We start from the raw sequence: 16,891 nt of genomic DNA, 5'->3' as shown, positions 1-16,891 counted from the left end.
TGGGCCGGGCCTGCCGTGCCTGGCTCCGGGCGATCAGGCTTGATCCCTCCGCCCGGCACGGCAGGCCCGGCCGTCGTGGGCGCTGCCCGGACGACGGTGCCGGCGGGACGGGTCAGCGGGACCCGGGATGCCCGGAGAACCGGGCGACCGCCTCGCCGTCGAGCCGGCCGGGTGGCAGCCGACGCCCGCAGATCACCAGCAACAGGTCCTGGGCGAGGCCCCGGAGCGGGCTGCCGGTGCCGTAGCTCCAGCCGAGATCGGTGGCGTGCAGCGCGATCCCGGAGAGGTCCACCCCGAAGTACGCGACGCTCCTCGGTTTCATCCGGGACAGCACGAGACCGACCCGGTCCGGTGGCACCCGGCGATCCATCCCGAGCCCGACGGTGATGTCCAGTCCGTGGATCACGTCGTGCGAGAGCGCGCCGTGCACGCCGCCACCCGGTGGTGTCCAGCGGTGCCCGATGTTGTCCCGCAACGTCCTGAGGAGGCGCTCGGCGGGGAGTTCGGCGGCGTCGCGCCGGGCGCACCGGTCGGCCATCCGGTCGAAGCTTCCCCGGGCCTTGAGCAGTTCCACGACGGTACGCCCGAACGCGCTCCGGAACGGCAGCGTGGTGTGTGCGACGACCTCGCGTACCCGCCAGCCCGCGCAGAGCGTGGGTGCGTCCCGCTGCTCCGGGCGGAGTGCGGCGAGCAGGTCCACCTGTTCCCGGCGTTCCGCCCGCAGCTCGGCCCACAAATGATCTTCGTTCATCGACTGTTCTCCTGTCCGGCCGCCACCGGCCCGGGGCGGCCCTACCGGGAATACGGGGTGGGCGCCGGAAACTCATCGGTCCCCGGCCGGGTCCGTGGTCACGGCGCTGCCGGTCGGGCTGGGTAGGGTCGGACGGGTGGCGGAGACGACCGTGGGCACATCCGGCCTGGACGCGGAGACGTTCCGGCTGGAGCCGTTCCGGACCGAGCTGACCGGTTACTGCTACCGGATGCTCGGCTCCGGGTTCGAGGCCGAGGATGCCGTCCAGGAGACGCTGGTGCGGGCCTGGCGGTCGTTCGACCGGTACGACGAGCGGCGCGGCTCGCTGCGGACCTGGCTCTACCGCATCGCGACGAACATCTGCCTGGACATGCTCCGCAGCGCGCAGCGTCGGGCGCTGGCCATGGACCTCGGCGCGGCCGCCGACGGGCCGGGCATCGGCGCACCGGCACCGGAGCGGACCTTCGTCCAGCCGGTCCCGGACGGCGCCGTACTGCCGATGCACGGCGATCCGGCGGAGCTGGCGGTACGCCGGGAGACGATCCGGCTGGCGTTCGTCGCCGCATTGCAGCACCTACCACGCCGGCAGCGGGCAGTGCTGATCCTGCGCGAGGTGCTGTGCTGGCGGGCCGAGGAGGTCGCCGAGTTGCTGGAGACCACGGTGGCGTCGGTGACCAGCGCGTTGCAGCGGGCGCGGTCGACACTGCGGACGGTCGACCAGGCTCCCGGCGAACCGTTCCGGCCGGCCGACCGGACCCAGCGCGATCTGCTCGCCCGGTACTGCGACGCGTTCGAGCGGCACGACGTCGAGGTGCTGGTGGCACTGCTGCACGAGGACGCCACGATGTCGATGCCGCCGTTCCGATTCTGGTTGCGGGGCCGGAACCAGATCCGAGTGGCACTGCTGGATCCGGAGGCGTCGTGCGCGGGTGCCCGCCTCGTACCGGTCGCGGCGAACGGGTCCCCGGCGTTCTGGCAGCTCCGGCCGGCCCACGATGGCGGTTATCTGCCGTTCGGGCTGGTCCTGCTCGACGTGGTCGACGGGCTGGTGGCCGGTGTCACCACGTTTCTCGACGCCGATCGGCTGGTCACCCTCTTCGGTCAGCCGGGCGAGGTGCGGCCGGCCGACCGATGAGTTCCGGCTTCCCGGCCCGTACCCCTTGCGACAGTGCTGCGACGGACACTCGGAGGAACCTGCCGTGACAACCGCGCAGCCGATCATCGCCACCCCCGACCAGCCCCGCCAGCGGCTGGTCCACCTGCACGATCTTGACGGCAACGCTGGTCAACCCGACCCAGGAGCTGGGCGCGGGCGACCGGGCCGGCTGAGTCACCGGCCCGGTGGCTCCGGACGCGTCGGGACGGCCGGAGCCACCGGGTGGGCCGGCGCCCGGGGGACGGCACCGGCCACGCCCGTTCAGCAGCCGATCACCCAGTGGGCGGGGCCGGTCTGCTGGAGGGTGGTGGTGGCGAAGACGTTGTAGAGGCCCATCCGGGCGCCCGAGCCGAGCGCGTAGGCGTACCCGCCGGACTGGTAGGCGCGGCCCGCCTGGACGTGGGCGTAGTTGCTGGCGGTGACGCAGACCGGATCCTCGCCCGGGTCGCCGGGATCGCCGGGGTCACCCGGGTCGCCGGGGTCGGTGCCGGTGCCGAGGCCGAAGAAGAGCGCGTCCCGGTACGCCGAGCAGATGGTGTCCAGGAAGTACGCGGCGGCGGTGCCGCACTGCTCGGCCCCGGAACCCGGGTCGACCGGAGTGCCATGCCCCATGCCGGCGACCCGGTAGAGGCGCACCTGGTCGGCGCCGTAGGTCTCCAGGGTGGTGCCGCCGGGCAGGCTGGAGGTGCCGGTCGGGGTCTGCGACACGCCGAGCACGTTGGTCCACTGGTCGCGGGACTCGCTGCTGTTGGCGGTGCCGACCGTGTAGTCGGCGGTACCGTGCCAGATCGCGACCTTCGGCCGGGCGCCGGAGTAGCCCGGGTACGCGTTGCGGACCAGCTCGCCCCACTGCGCCGGGCTCCGGTCGACACCCGGGTTCATGCAGCTGAACGCGTTGACCATGCTGGTGGCGCAGCGGTAGGGGATGCCGGCGACGATCGAGCCGGCCGCGAAGGTGTCCGGATAGCTGGCGAGCATCGCCGCGGCCATCGCCCCACCGGCGGACAGCCCGCTGACGTACACCCGGTTGGCGGCGATGCCGAAGGTACTCCGGGCGTGGTCGACCATCTGCTTGATGGAGAGCGCCTCACCCTGGCCCCGGGCGGTGTCGCCCGGCTCGAACCAGTTGAAGCAGGAGGTGGAGTTGTTCGCCGACTTCTGCTCCGGCACGATCAGCACGAATCCCCACTGGTCGGCGTACTTGCGCCAGCCGGAGTTGCCGAAGTAGCCGTTGGCGTTCTGGGCGCAGCCGTGCAGCAACACCACCGCGGGGGCGTTGCCGGGCAGGTTGTCCGGCCGGTAGGCGTACATGGTGAGGTTGCCGGGGTTGGAGCCGAAGCCGGTCACCTGGCCGAAGGTGGCGGCCCCGGCGGGCCCGGCGACGGCGAGTACGCCCACCGCGGCCAGTACGGGCACGAGGGCGGCCCGCACGAGGCGGGCCAGGACGGGTCTGTGGCGCATGGTGAGCCTCCGACGGCGGTGTGGGCTGGATCACGCTGAAGTTGCCGCGACGTTACGACCCTGGGACGAACCGCCGACATGGCGTGGCGTCACACATTTCCGGACATCGAAATGATGGCGATCCCCATGGCACCGGAGCTGGCGGGCGGCCCGGTGTCGCGTCGACGCCCGCCGGGCGGGCTCGTCGTCGCGCCGGGATCGACGCCTGGCGCTCCACCCGGTCGGGTCGCGGCCGGTACCCTGCTGGAGGTGGTCCTCGTCTTTCCGGCCCCTGCCGTTCCCGGCCCGGGCACGCCGACGGTAACGGTCCGATGAGCAAGGTCCGATCCGGACCCCGCCCCGGGCCGCCGGCACCGGGCGAGGACCGGCGACTGTCGCCGTACACGGGGTGGAGCCGGGCGCACTGGGAGTGGACGGTCGACCGGATGCTGGCGGCCGTGCGGCCGTACGCCTCGCCGGGGCACGCGCTGATCGAGCTGCCGGGGCCGGTGAGCAGTTCGGGGCGGCGCAGTGACGGGCTGGAGGGTTTCGCCCGGACCTTCCTGGCCGCCGGCTTCCGGCTCGCGCACGGCACCGACGGCGGGCTGGCCCAGTGGTACGCCGAGGGCCTCGCCGCCGGAGTCGATCCGGACTCGCCGGAGCGGTGGCCCCGGGTCACCGAGGTGAACCAGGCGAAGGTGGAAGCGGCGTCGATCGCGCTGGCGCTGCACGAGTCCCGGCACGTCCTCTGGGACTCTCTCGACGACCGGGTCCGGGACCGGGTGGTGGGCTGGCTCGCCGAGGTGATCGGCCAGCCGTATCCGGCCTGCAACTGGTGGTGGTTCCAGAACGTGGTCGAGGCGTTCCTCCGATCGGTCGGCGGGCCGTGGTCAGCCGAGGAGATCGAGCGGAACATCGCCGGGATGGAGCGGTGGTATCTCGGCGACGGCTGGTACACCGACGGCCTGGAGGGGGCCGGCACCGCCCGGAACTTCGACTGGTATGCCGGCTGGGCGATGAACTTCTACCCGCTCTGGTACTGCCGGATCTCCGGCGAGCACGCCGGTGCCGAGCTGTGGTCCCGATACCGGGAGCGGCTGCACGCCTACCTGACCGGCGCACAGCACCTGTACGCCCCGGACGGCGCCCCGCTGCACCAGGGCCGGTCGCTGACCTACCGGTACGCCGCCCTCGCCCCGGTCTGGGCCGGTGCGGTCTTCGAGGCCACTCCGCTGCCGCCCGGCCGTACCCGGCGGCTCGCCAGCGGCGTGCTGCGACACTTCCAGCCCGGCTCCGGTCGGCCCGACGGTGGTCCGGGACAGCCCGAGGGGTTCCAGCCGATCGGCTGGTACGGCGCGTTCCCGGCGATCCGGCAGCCGTACACCGGGCCCGGCTCGCCGTACTGGTCGAGCAAGGGCTTCACCGGACTGGTACTGCCGCCCGGCCATCCGGTGTGGACGGCGCGGGAACAGGCGCTGGCGGTCGAGGAACGGGACGTGACGTTCGCCCTGCCGGTGCCCGGCTGGCTTGTCTCCGGCACCACGGCGGACGGGGTGGTGCGGGTGGTGAACCACGGCACCGACCATGCCGCCGACGAGACGCTCGGCACCGACGAGCCGGGCTACTCCCGGTACGCGTACGCCACGCACGCCGGCCCGGAGTACGACGGCTCGGTGCTGGACAACTGCGTCACGCTGGTCGACCCGGCGGGCGAGCCGGCGCACCGCCGGCCGCTGCGGCCGTTCGGGGTACGCGGCCGGACCGGCAGCTCCGCGTACCGGACGCACTGGCCGGTCGGGCCGGCCCCGGAGCGGGTCTGGCCGCCGCGCCAGCCGGCCTTCCGGACCGGCCCGTGGCTGTACACCGCGTCGGTGCTGCGCGGAGCGGTCGAGATCCGGCTGGCCCGGGTCGGCACGGTCCCGGACGGCGCGGGCCCGTGGACGCTGCGGATCGGCGGCTACACGCTGGCCGGAGAGATGCCGCCGGAGGTGCTGGTGCGGTCCTCCGGCGCCACCGCCCGCCGCCCGGACGGCCTGACCTCGACCGTACGCGGGCTGCGCGGGCTGCCCGTCGCCGGGGTGGTCGAACGGGCCGGTGCGAACGCCTTCGGCGGGCATTCGGCGGTCCCGTTCGTCCAGACCGCCGGCCCGGTACGCCCCGCCGAGGTCTACGCGGCGGCGGTGCTGCTGACCGGCGCGACCCCGCCCGAACTGCCCGAGGTCACGGTCGGCCCCGGTGGTGCCGTCGAGTTACGCTGGCCGGACGGGGAGCGCGACGAGCTGACCCTGGACGCGCCGTCCCTGGACGACTGACCCTGGACGGGCCCGCGGCGGGCCGGCCGGCGGCGGGCCGGCCGAGGGTCAGCCCTTGATCCCGGTCGCCATGATCCCGCGCACGATCCAGCGCTGGGCGGCCAGGAAGACCAGAGCCAGCGGCACGACCGAGACGACCGCGCTGGCGAACAGCGCCGGCAGGTTGATCGCCTGTGCGGTGAGGTTGGTCGACATCGCCACCTGGACGGTCCAGAGCGCCGGATCCTGCCCGATCACCAGCGGCCAGAGGAACGAGTTCCAGTGCTCGACGAAGGAGAGTACGCCGAGCGCCGCGAGCAGGCCGGCCGAGTTGGGCAGCGCGAGCCGCAGGTAGACCCCGAGATGGCCGAGGCCGTCGATCCGGCCCGCGTCCTCGATCTCCTGCGGGAAACGCAGGTAGAAGCCGCGGAACAGCAGCACCGCGAGGGCGTTGAACAGTCCCGGCACGATCAGCCCCCACAGGGTGTTCACCCCGCCCAGCGAGCCGACCACCACGAAGGTGGGCACGAAGGTGGCCGCGCCGGGCACCATCATGGTCGCGACGACCAGCAGGAAGACCGGCCGCGCCGCGACGACCCGGATCCGGGCGACCGCGTATCCGGCCATCGAGGCGAGCAGCGTGGAGACCGGGGCCGAGACGATCGCCACCAGTGCCGAGTTCAGCAGGGCCCGGCCCAGGGGGGCGGTGCTGTTGTCGAACGCGTCGGTGAAGCCGGTGAAACTGATCCGTTCCGGCCACCAGCGCCACTCCAGGGCGCCGAGTTCGGCCTGGGTCATCAGCGAGTTGCGCAGCAGCAGATAGAACGGGAGCAGGAACGGCACCGCGAAGACGACGGCCGCCAGGTAGCTGCCGATCCGGGCCCGGCCGGTCGGCCGGACGGTGCGGCGGCGCGGGAGGCGGTCGTGGCTCATGCGCCGTCCCTCCGGCCGAATCCGACCAGCCGGCCCTGTACCAGGGTCACCAGCACGATCAGCAGGGTGACCACGAACGCGCCCGCCGAGCCCAGGCCGTAGTCCTGCTGGACCAGCGAGACGTCGTAGAGGTAGACCAGCGGCGGACGGCCGTCCGGCCCCGGTGCGCCGGCCAGGCCGGTGCTGAGCAGGTTGTAGAACTCGTCGAACGCCTGGAACGCTGCGATCACCAGCAGCAGGGTCACCGCGACCGAGGTGTTACGCAGCAGCGGAAAGGTGATGTGCCGGAACAGCCGCCACTGGCCCGCCGCGCCGTCGACCCGGGCGGCCTCGTACAGCTCGCCGGGGATCTCCTGCATCCCGGCCAGGAACAGGATCATGTAGAGACCGATCTGCAACCAGAGCCGGACGGTGACCAGCACGACCCAGTACAGCGGTGGGTCCACGGTGGCGATCCACGCGGTCGGCTCCTGGCCGAACAGGGCGGCCAGCGAGTTGGCCGCGCTGGACGGTACCCCGCTGAACAGGCTCATCTTCCAGATCAGCGAGGCGACCACGTAGGAGACGGCGGCCGGCAGGAAGAACGTGGTCCGGAACAGCGCCCGGCCCCGGCGCAGCCGGTTGACGAGTACGGCCAGCCCGAGCGCGATCGCGAAGGTCAGCGGCACGATCACCAGTGTGAAGACCACGATCATCGACAGCGAGGTACGGAACCGCGGATCGCCGAAGAGGGTCCGGTAGTTCGCCAGCCCCGCCCAGTCGCCGAGCGCGATGGTGCCCCGGGCGTTGCTGAAACTGAGCAGCAGTCCCCAGCCCATCGCGACGTACTTGAAGAGCAGCAGCCCGACCAGCAGCGGCGCGGTCAGCAGGCCGAAGGCCCGCCAGGCCGACCAGTCCACCCGGCGGCGCCCCGGCGGCGCGGGCGCCGGGCGGACCGCCGGGCCGGGGGCGGCCTCCGGCGGACCGGCACGCACGGTCACCTCGGCCTCAGACCGTGGGCAGCTTGTCGAGCGCCTCCTGGGAGCGGCCCGCCGCGGCGGTCAGCGTCGCCAGCGGGTCGGCGTTCTTGCGGATGATGTCGGAGGCGGCGTCGTCGTACGGCTTGCTGACCGTCGGCGCCCACAGCGCGGTGGTCCGGGTGCCGTACTGGTTGAGCAGGTCCACGACCTTCTTCGCCGGCCCGGTCCGCAACGGCTCGGCCTCGGCGGCCAGCCCGGCCCGGGGCGGCACGTGGAAGCCGTAGCTGAGTGCCCAGTCCTGCTGCACCTCGTTGTTCTGTAGCCAGAGCCACTGCACGTACTTCTTCGCCTCGTCGACGTGCTTGCTCTTGCCGTTGACCACCTGGGACCAGCCGCCGAGGATCACCACCGGCTTGCCGGTCGGGCCGTGCGCCGGCCACGGTACGAGGTCGAAGTCGTCGCCGAGTTCCTTGCTGATCCGGGGCAGCGCCCAGAGCCCGCCCCAGGCGATCGCGGTGGCGCCGGTGATGAGGGCGCCCGGGTCGTACCACTCGGTGGCATAGCCGAGCAGCATCGACTTGTCGGTGAACATCCGGCGGGCCACGGCGAAGGCGTCGGCGATCTCCGGGGTGGCGTAGCTGACCCTGCGGTCGGTCAGCACGCTCTGCCCGACCGAGAACGACAGTGGAATGCGCATGCCGGCGACCCCGTCGTTGCCGACGAAGATGCCCTTGGTCTTGCCCCTGGTGAGCGCCTTGGCCGCGCCGACCAGTTCGGTGAGGGTGGCCGGTGCCGCGACTCCGGCGGCGGCGAGCAGGCTCTTGCGGTAATAGAGCAGCATCACGTCGATGATCATCGGTACGCCGTACGCCTTGCCGCCGTGGGTCAGCGGGCTGAGTGCGTGCGGGTTGAGTTCCGCCTTGGCCGACCCGAGGATGTCGTCGAGGGCGGCGACCTGCTGCTGCGCCACCATGTCCGGGGTGACCTCGTTGATCTCGTACACGTCGGGGCCCTCCGGGGTGAGCACCGACGACTGCCACTTCGTCTTGTAGTCGCCCGGCACCCATGTCACCTTGACCGCGACGTCCGGGTTCTGCTTGGTGTAGTCGGCGGCGTAGCGCAGGGCGGCCTCCCGGGCGCCCTGCTCGCCGTACTCGTGGTACCAGTGGTTGAGGGTGACCTTGGCCGATCCCGCGCCGCCGCCGATCGGGTCGGACTGGCAGGCGGGCAGCACGGCGCCGCCGACGACCAGCAGCGAGCCGCCGAGGAAGCGCCGTCGGGACAGGCCGGAACGGGTACCGCTCATGGTGAGCCTTCCTTCTCGCGCGCTGACAGCAGCCGCGTGCATCGGAGTCCGTGAATGGCGTCGCTGGGGTGAGCCGAAGCCTAGGATTCTGAAACTACTTCGTCAAGGACAAAGAATAAGCCCGCGTGGTCGGTTGACGCCCGCCTCGTCCAGATCGGACGACCTGGGCATGGCCTTCGATCTCCCGGCCCTGCCCGGCGTCGCCTTCGGCGGCGACTACAACGCCGCGCAGTGGCCGGAACAGGTCTGGACCGAGGACGTCCGGGTGGCTGGAACAGGTCTGGACCGAGGACGTCCGGCTGATGAGCCAGGCCCAGGTCGGTCTGGTCACCGTCGGCGTCTTCGCCTGGGCGATGCTGGAGCCCGCACCCGGCCGCTACGACCTCGACTGGCTCGACCGCCTGCTCGGCCTGCTCGCCCGGCACGGCATCGCCGCCGACCTGGCCACCGCCGCCCCGCCGCCGTGGTTCAGCCACACCCATCGGAGTCGCTGCCGGTCGGCCCGGACGGCAACGGCGCCTTCGGTCGGCTGTGGACCGAACCGGCCACCGCGGAGGCCGCGGAGGTGCTGCTGCTGACGTACGCCGGCGGACCGGCCTGACCCGCTGCCGGACGGCGTCCGGATCCCACCACGCGGCTTCGCCGCACTCCGCGCCGGCTGAGCCGCATCCAGCCCTGCTCGTTGGCATCCAGGCACCTGTCGCGGTGGACCCGTGACAGGACTCGCCCGACGGCTCCCGCCGGGGCGGGGGCGGGCAGCCGGAAGCCTCAGCGTTGCCGGATGAGGCCCCCGGCGGTGGTGCCGATGCCGGCGAGGAACCGTTTCAGGGCGAAGGTCGCCGCGCCGAGGCTGACCGGGTTGCCGGGGATCCGGCACAGCGTGATCTCGGTCGCGGCGAGCGGCCGGCTCAGCGCGTGCTGGGCCACCACCGCCCGGACCTCGGAGAGCAGCGCCTCGCCGAGCCGGGCGGCGACCCAACTGCTGAGTACGATCACCTCCGGGTTGACCAGGTTGACCAGGTCGGCGACCGCCACGCCGAGATAGCGGGCGGTCTCGGTGACCACCTTGGCGGCCACCGGGTCTCCGGCGGCCACCCCGGCGGCGAGCGCCTCGATGGTCGCGGTCTGGTCCTCGGGGTGCAGCAGTGGACTGTTCGGCGCCAGGTCGCGCAGTGTCTGCATGATGCCGGGGGCGCCGACGTACGTCTCGACGCAGCCGCGACTGCCGCAGTGGCAGAGCCGCCCGTCGACCACCAGGGTGGTGTGCCCCCACTCCCCCGCGCTGTTGGTGGCGCCCCGGTAGAGCGCACCGCCGAAGGCCAGCCCGGCGCCGACCCCGGTGCCGAGATTGACCACCACCACGTCGTCGCGCCCCCGGCCGGCCCCGAACCACAACTCGGCGACCACACAGGCACGCAGCGGGTTGTCCAGATAGAACGGCAGATCCAGCGAACCGGCCAGCAGGTTGCGCAGCGGTACGTCGTGCCAATCCCAGTTCGGCGCGTACACCGAGACCCCGCCCTCGCGGTCGACCTGGCCGGGCACGCTGACCCCGACCCCGAGCACCCGCTCCGGGTCGACGCCGGCCCCGGCGAACGCCGCGCCGACCGCCGAGGCGATGTGCGCCACCACCTGCTCGGGGCGGTTCTCCGTCGGGTGCAACTCCTCCTCGACGCTGGCCAGCACTCCCAGCCCGGCGTCGAAGAGGTCGACGTGCACGTACGTCTCGGCCACGTCGACGCCGACCAGCGCTCCGCCGGCCGGGTTGACCGAGACCATCCCCCGGGGCCGGCCGCCACCGGAATCCTGGTAACCCACCTCGACCAGCAGCCCCAACTCCAGCAGTTCACCGATCAGGTTCGCCGCGGTGGCGAGGCTGAGCCCCGTGTCATGGGCGATCTGCTGCCGCGACACCATCGGCGCGCCGATGATCCTGCGCAGCACCTCGAAGCGGTTGGCGATCCGGATGTCCCTGGAGGTGCGCTTCACGGCGAAACTCTAGACCCTTCGTGGCCGGCACCCGGCGCACCTCGGCGCCCGGATGGCGCTCGTCGAAGACATCGACTAACTCTTATGATAAGCAGACGACATAGTGGCCGCACCAGCCGCCGGCAAGGCCGGAGCAGTGGCCGCACCAGCCGCCGGCAAGGCCGGAGCAGTGGCCGCACCACCGGCGAGGTCGGACCGGGCGCACCGGACGGCGGTGCCGTCCGGTACCCCGGGGCGACGCGGCGGCCGGGGAGGGCCGCGCCGGTCAGGGGCGGCGGGTGCCGATCACCGTGGAGAGGTCCGGCGCCAGCCGAACCTCGGTGGCGAGCAGCGCCGGATGGTCGAGCCAGCCGAGCCGGGCGGCGTCCGGCACGGCACCGAGCATCGGCGGCCAGCCGGTCAGCGGCGTGAAGTCGTCGACCACGACCGACCCGGCAGGCCGGAGCAACCGCTCGGGATCGGCCGGCACGCCCTGCTTGCCGTTGCCACCACCGTCCAGGACCAACAGATCGAACGGGCCGTACCCGTAGATGCGCGTCCAGTCCCCGGAGACCACCGCGGCACGCTGGGGCCAACCCGCTACCGCTTCGGCCACTGCCAGGCCGGCTCGTCCAGGCGGCCCCGGCCGGCCACCCGGGTCTCGCCGAACTCCTTCACCAGCTCGACCGGGGTAAGTTCCGCCGCGTCGCGCTCCAACGCGCCGGTCAGCGCCCGGGCGTGGCTGACCACCACCACCTGGGTACGCGCCGAGCCGGCCACGATCAGCCCGGCCAGCGGTCGCAACAGTTCGGGATGCAGGCTCGTCTCCGGCTCGTTGAGCACCAGCAGCGCCGGCGGGCGTGGGCTGAGCAGCGCGGCGACCCAGAGCAGATACCGCAGCGTGCCGTCGGAGAGTTCGGCGGTGCCCAGCGGCCGCAGCAGGCCCGGCTGGCGCAGCCGCACCTCGAACCGCCCGGCCTCGATGCCGATCGCCAGCTCGCTGCCGGGAAACGCGGCGTCGACGGCGGATGCCAGCGCGTCGGGTTCACCGGTCTCCCGGATCGTCTGCAACGCGGCGGCCAGGTCCGCGCCGTCCGGACCGAGCACCGGGGTCCGGGTACCCACCTGCGGCTGCCGGGCCGGTGCGGCCGCGTCGGTACGCAGATGGTCGTAGAAGCGCCAGGACCGGATCCGCTCGCGTACGGTGAGCAACTCCGGGGCGCGCTGCGGATCGGTGTACTCGCTGAGCATGCTGTCGAACGGGTGCACCGCGTCCGGTACCGCCCGCCACGAACGGCCGTCGCGGAGCCGCAGCGCGGTCCCGGACCGCTCGGCCAGCAACGCCGACGGGCGCAGCAGCGGCCCGACCCAGACCGCCTCCCGCTTGATCTCCGGGTCCAGCGTGAAGAGCGAGTTCTTCGACGGCGGGGGAAGCCCGAAGTCGACGGCGTACCCGACATCGTCGCCCGCAAAGCCGAGACGCAGGCTGACCGGGCCGCGCCGGACCGTGCCCTGCACCGGGTACTCACCGACCCGGACCGCCCGGCCGATCGTCTCCGGCCCCGCCCACAGCGTCGACGGCAGCCCGCCCTCCCGGGCCAGTGCCGCGACTGCCCCGTTGCGGGCCGAGTCGGCCAGTAGCCGCAAGGCCCGATACAGGCTCGACTTGCCGGTGCCGTTCGCCCCGGTCACCACCGTGAGCCGGCCCAACTGCACGACCAGGCTGCGCAGCGACCGGTAGTTCTGCACGGCCAGGGTGCTGATCACCCGCCCAGGTTACGGCGCGGCCGACCGGCCCGGGGTGCGGACGCGGACCCGCCGCCGGTCCAGGAGAACGCGAGGCCCCACCGCGCGACCGGCCACCGGCGGCACCCGGTGCTGGTACCCGGGAGCACGCCCGTGGCCGGTCGGGCCCGGACCTGACGCCTGCAGAGAAGTCAGTCGACGGCCGGTTTGCGCGGTTGCCGGAAGGCCGGCTGCCCACCGGTGATGGTGAAGCTCGACCCCGGCTCGACCACGATGTTGCCGGTGGCCGAGTTGGTGATGGTCACGTTCGACAGTGTCGCGCTGCCGCGCGCCCCGTTCATCGCCAGGATGCCGGCGCCGTTGTTGGACCGGTCGATCCGGACGTTGCTGATCACGACGCCCGGCATGTTGCCGCCACCGGTCTTGAACTGGATGCCGTCGTACGTCGAGTCGACGATCTCGGTGTCCCGGATGGTGACCCCGACGATGTCCCGGGTGGCCGGGAAGAGCGTGATCGCGCCGAACTTCTGCTGCTCGCCCCAGAACGCGCCACCGGTGCGGTAGAGGCCGTTGTTGGCGATCAGCGTCTGCCCGGAGAACGGCAGCGGGTCGTGGTCGGTGGCCAGCATGATCCCCGGGTAGTTCATCGTGTCGTAGATCAGGTTGTTCTCGATCCGGTTGCCGTACCCGCCGTAGACCGCGATGCCGTTGGCCCGCCACGGAAGCTGGATCGTGTTGTTGACGAAGGCGTTGGAGTGACCGATGTCGACCGAGGTGTCCCGGACGTAACGGCTGGCCCAGACCGCCAGGGCGTCGTCACCGGTGTTCCGGAACGACGAGTTGAAGACCCGCGAGTTCCGGGTGCCGTTGGTGAAGTTGATCCCGTCGGCGTACGTGTTGCGGATCCGCATCCCGGTGAACTCCAGCCCGTCGCCGGGTCCCCAGAGCGCCGGGATGTTGTCGTAGTCCCGGCCGACCCAGACCCCGACGTTGGCGTGCTCGATCCAGACGTTGCTGATCCGGGTGCCCTCGCCGAACCGGCCGTTGAGCCCGACGCCACCCTCGGCGCCGCCCGGCCCGCCCCGGATCCGGCCCGACCCGAAGATCGCGATGTCGGAGATCTGGGTGTTGGCGTCGATGTCGAAGCCGAAGTTGCCCTCGTGCGGGTGGTTGATCCCGCCCACTACCAGGTGCGGCTCGGTCAGCGTGTAGAGCTGTGAATGCCACATCCCGGCGCCCCGGATCGTGACGTTGCTGATCCCGACCTGGTTCCACTGGCCCCGGTTCAGCGGGTCGTCGGTGAGGATCTTCTGCTCCTGCCGCCACTGCCCCGGCGGAATCCAGACACAGCCGATCACACCGTTCTGGTCGTCGGTGACCGCCCGCTGGATCGCGGCGGTGTCGTCGAGCCCGTCGTTCGGCACCGCGCCGTACTGGGTGATCGACGTGCAGCCCGCCGGCTGGCCGGTCGCCGGGGCAACCTGCTCCAGGTCGACCAGGTCGATGACGTAGAACGCCGCCGTGTCACCGCTGTCCCGCTGGAGCCGGAACCGGGTGCCGGCCGGGTACGACTGGGCCAGCAGCGCGTTCGCCTCGTCGAAGAGCCGCCGGGCGTCGCCACCCGGGCTGTTCGACAGCCCCTCCGGGTCGTCGGTGTTGCCGTACAGCCAGCTGTGCCGGGAGGAGAGGGTCAGCTTGCGCAGGAAGGTGTCGTTGACGTACAGGCTGATGGTGGCCTCGATGCCGCCGCCGCCCGGTGCGTCCGGGATGGAGTTGCGCACCACGATCGAGTTCGCCGCGTTGGTCGAGGTGAACTCGACGAACTGGCCGGTGCTGTTCAGCCGGACCGACCTGCGCCCCGAGGACTCGGTGGCGAAGTTGGTGTGCCCGAAGGTACGCAGCGGGTCGGCCTCCAGCAGGGTGCCCTGGTAACGGCCGGCCTCCGCCTCGTACGACACGTACGGCACCGCCGCGCCCCGCCCGACGACGATCGACTGGGTGCGTACGTTGTTGCCCTCGTTGGTCTCCGCGACGGTGTTGGTGGCGTCGGCGGTGGCGGTGATGGTGGCGCCGCCGCTGGTGGCGGTCCAGCTACCGCTGATCGCCACGGTGCTGGTGGCACCCGCCGCGATCGACGGGGTGTTGGTGTTCAGCGTGGTGCCGCCGACCGTCACCCGGGTGACCGTGGTCGCGCCGGTCGCGGCGGTACCCCGGTTGTTCACCGACACCGTGAAGGTCACCGCGGCCCCGACCGCCGGGTTCGGCGGGTTCGAGGCGATGCCGGTCACCTGGAGGTCCGGGCCGGGGGCCTGGCCGACGACCAGCGGCGACGGCGCGGTGAAGCTGTTGTTGGCGTCGTTCTGCTCGACGATCGTGTTGGTCGGGTCGACCACCGCGACGACCGGGTAGCTGCCCATCGGCCGGGTGCCGGCGTTCACCGTGACGGTGGCCGAGGCACCGGCGGCCAGCGCGGGCACCGGGGCGCTGCCGGCGACCGTGCCGCCGAGGCTGACGTTGACCGTGGTCGCGGCGGCCGCCGCCGAGCCGTTGTTGCGGACCGTGGCCGAGAGGGTGACCGGGGTGGTCTCGGTCGGCGCGGCCGGCGTCCAGCTGGTCGAGGTGACCACCAGGTCCGGGTTGGGCGCGGGCGTGCCGCAGACCTCCAGCTCGGCGACCTGGCCCGACGGGGCGCCGGTGTTGGAGTTGAACCGGAGTTGCACGTCCGCCGTGGTCGCGCTGACCGGGATCACCACCACGTTGCTGCCCTGCACGAACTGGTAGCTCGCCGCCGGCACCAGGCCGGTGTAGGTGGTCGCGGCCTGGTCCCGGCCGAGGACCTGGAAATTCTGGGTACGGGTGCCCCAGGCCGGATCCGGGTTCAGCTTGACCTGCACCGCCGTGATCGCGTGGTTGGCGCCGAGCGCGACCGTGAGGTTCTGCGGATAGCTCGGCGACCCCTCCCAGTACGTACTCAGCGCCCCGTCGACGGCGTTCGCCGGTACGAAGCTGAAGGTGGAGCCGGTGGCGGTGACCGGCTTGCCCCGGGCGACGTTGGTGCAGCCGGGCTGCTGGGTACCGGTCCGGGTGACGGTGTTGCTGTTGCCGGAGAGGTTGCCCGCCACGTCCCGGGCCCGGACGAAGTACGACACGGTGGTGTCGGTCGGCTGGGTGTCGCTGAAGCTGGTCACGGTGCCGAGCGACGCCACCTGCGCGCCGTTGCGGTAGACGTTGTAGCCGGCCAGGCCGCTGCCGCCGGTGTTGTCGGTCGAGGCGCCCCAGCTCAGCGCGATCGCCGTGCCGGACTGGGTGTAGGAGAGCGTGCCGGGAACGCTCGGCGGGGTGGTGTCGGTGCCGCCGCCACCGTCCGGGCCGTAGACCTCCAGCTCGGAGATCTGCCCGGCCGGCCAGCCGCTGTTCGCGGTGATGGTGATCCGGACGTAGCGGGTGCTGGTCTGCCCGAAGGTGATCGTCACCGAGTTGCCGTCGACCGCCGGGTTGAAGGTGTACGTCCGGGACGCGGTCAGGTCGCCGAAGGACGACCCGTTGGTGCTGCCCTGCACGCTCAGCGTCTGGGTACGGGTCCCCCAGCCGGCGGTCGGCAGCTTCAGGACGACCCGGTTGACCGGGACCGCCGAGCCGAGGTCGACCTGGAGCCACTCCGGAAAGGCGTTGTTGACGCTCTCCCAGTAGCTGCCCTGGCTACCGTCGACGGCCCGGGACGAGTCGTAGACGTCGGCGTGGCCGCTGGCCTGGGTGGGGCGGCTCTGGGCGAGATTGACCTCGGCCAGCGCGGCGGCCAGGTCCGGCCGGCTGACCGGATCGGCCGCGACGGTCTGTTGGCGGTCGGGCTGTGCCGCGCCGGCCGCGTGCGCGGCGGGCACCCACAACCCCAGGGTGGCGATCACGGCGGCGGCGACCGTCGTCGCCGTCGCCGGGACCAGATCGGAGCGTCTCATCACTGTCCTTTTCGCTGAGGGACGGTTCCGCGCCGGTGGCGGGGGCCACGGTCGCGGCGGCGGGGGTAGGCGGCAGACCGGCCGTGCGGGGAGCGGTGGGCGGCCGGATCGGTTGCCGGGGTCAGCGCGGTGGAAGTGGTGCCGGTCGGTCGGACCCGGGACGGGTGACCAGCGCGGTCACCGGAGCGGGTCAGACCGGTGCGGGGTATGCCGATCGCATCACCGGCCTCTCCGGACCGAGGTGCACCACCAGCGGGAGGAGCAGCCTGTACAGAAGTTCCGCTTGAGAGTGGAGAACAGAGCAGGGATCTGTTCTGTTTTTGCAGGAGGTTGGCCAAAGGTTACCGGCGTGCTACTGGCTCGTCAACGCTTCCACCCCGATCGA

Annotated in this window: 12 protein-coding genes; 3 read left to right on the top strand and 9 right to left on the bottom strand. The window is 72.2% G+C overall.

All coding sequences use genetic code 11. The features are described 5' to 3' along the window. Nucleotides 1-112 precede the first annotated feature (112 nt). Entirely contained in the window at nucleotides 113-751 is a 639-nt protein-coding gene (locus tag R6Y94_RS13395; protein WP_318396144.1) for a maleylpyruvate isomerase family mycothiol-dependent enzyme, read from the bottom strand. 136 nt (nucleotides 752-887) lie between these two features. Here R6Y94_RS13395 and R6Y94_RS13390 point away from each other — a divergent pair, with 136 nt between their 5' ends. Further along, nucleotides 888-1,886, top strand: coding sequence for a sigma-70 family RNA polymerase sigma factor (locus tag R6Y94_RS13390; protein ID WP_318396143.1), 999 nt, complete (start codon nucleotides 888-890; stop codon nucleotides 1,884-1,886). 282 nt (nucleotides 1,887-2,168) lie between these two features. Here the strand turns inward: R6Y94_RS13390 and R6Y94_RS13385 are convergent, their stop codons facing one another. Next, nucleotides 2,169-3,368, bottom strand: coding sequence for a PHB depolymerase family esterase (locus R6Y94_RS13385; protein WP_318396142.1), 1,200 nt, complete (start codon nucleotides 3,366-3,368; stop codon nucleotides 2,169-2,171). Nucleotides 3,369-3,679: 311 nt separating this feature from the next. On the opposite strand from R6Y94_RS13385, the gene R6Y94_RS13380 reads away from it, so the two are divergent. Beyond that, on the top strand, nucleotides 3,680-5,659 hold the full coding sequence (locus tag R6Y94_RS13380) for a DUF2264 domain-containing protein (protein ID WP_318396141.1): 1,980 nt from the start codon (nucleotides 3,680-3,682) through the stop codon (nucleotides 5,657-5,659). Nucleotides 5,660-5,707: 48 nt separating this feature from the next. Here R6Y94_RS13380 and R6Y94_RS13375 read toward each other — a convergent pair whose 3' ends face one another. From R6Y94_RS13375 to R6Y94_RS13365, 3 genes are read right to left on the bottom strand one after another with little or no spacing between them, the layout of a single operon-like run. Beyond that, nucleotides 5,708-6,571 carry a carbohydrate ABC transporter permease gene (locus R6Y94_RS13375; protein ID WP_318396140.1) on the bottom strand — a complete coding sequence of 288 codons (864 nt, stop codon included), beginning with the start codon at nucleotides 6,569-6,571 and terminating at the stop codon, nucleotides 5,708-5,710. Continuing rightward, nucleotides 6,568-7,545 carry a sugar ABC transporter permease gene (locus R6Y94_RS13370; RefSeq protein ID WP_318396139.1) on the bottom strand — a complete coding sequence of 326 codons (978 nt, stop codon included), beginning with the start codon at nucleotides 7,543-7,545 and terminating at the stop codon, nucleotides 6,568-6,570. Before R6Y94_RS13370 ends, R6Y94_RS13375 begins: the two co-directional genes overlap by 4 nt. 13 nt (nucleotides 7,546-7,558) lie before the next feature. Further along, a complete protein-coding gene (locus tag R6Y94_RS13365) occupies nucleotides 7,559-8,836 on the bottom strand; it encodes an ABC transporter substrate-binding protein (protein WP_318396138.1) in 1,278 nt (425 codons plus the stop codon). A gap of 302 nt (nucleotides 8,837-9,138) precedes the next feature. Here R6Y94_RS13365 and R6Y94_RS13360 point away from each other — a divergent pair, with 302 nt between their 5' ends. Then, nucleotides 9,139-9,414 (top strand): beta-galactosidase, encoded by a 276-nt coding sequence (locus tag R6Y94_RS13360; RefSeq protein ID WP_318396137.1) that lies wholly within the window; start codon nucleotides 9,139-9,141, stop codon nucleotides 9,412-9,414. Between the two features lie 190 nt (nucleotides 9,415-9,604). On the opposite strand, the gene R6Y94_RS13355 is transcribed toward R6Y94_RS13360, so the two are convergent. The 4 genes from R6Y94_RS13355 to R6Y94_RS13340 all read right to left on the bottom strand — a co-directional run bounded on the left by R6Y94_RS13355 (nucleotide 9,605) and on the right by R6Y94_RS13340 (nucleotide 16,506). Next, on the bottom strand, nucleotides 9,605-10,825 hold the full coding sequence (locus R6Y94_RS13355) for an ROK family protein (RefSeq protein WP_318396136.1): 1,221 nt from the start codon (nucleotides 10,823-10,825) through the stop codon (nucleotides 9,605-9,607). Between the two features lie 265 nt (nucleotides 10,826-11,090). Further along, nucleotides 11,091-11,381: a hypothetical protein gene (locus R6Y94_RS13350; RefSeq protein ID WP_318396135.1), complete on the bottom strand. Its 291-nt coding sequence runs from the start codon at nucleotides 11,379-11,381 to the stop codon at nucleotides 11,091-11,093. A 23-nt stretch (nucleotides 11,382-11,404) separates the two neighbouring features. Beyond that, nucleotides 11,405-12,571: an AAA family ATPase gene (locus R6Y94_RS13345; RefSeq protein WP_318396134.1), complete on the bottom strand. Its 1,167-nt coding sequence runs from the start codon at nucleotides 12,569-12,571 to the stop codon at nucleotides 11,405-11,407. Between the two features lie 170 nt (nucleotides 12,572-12,741). Then, on the bottom strand, nucleotides 12,742-16,506 hold the full coding sequence (locus R6Y94_RS13340; RefSeq protein WP_318396133.1) for a CARDB domain-containing protein: 3,765 nt from the start codon (nucleotides 16,504-16,506) through the stop codon (nucleotides 12,742-12,744). Nucleotides 16,507-16,891: the final 385 nt, after the last annotated feature.

The sequence above is a fragment of the Plantactinospora sp. KLBMP9567 genome (genome assembly GCF_033446045.1).
In the GTDB taxonomy this organism is placed as follows: Bacteria; Actinomycetota; Actinomycetes; order Mycobacteriales; family Micromonosporaceae; genus Plantactinospora.
This window is presented reverse-complemented; position numbering and strand designations above follow the sequence as displayed.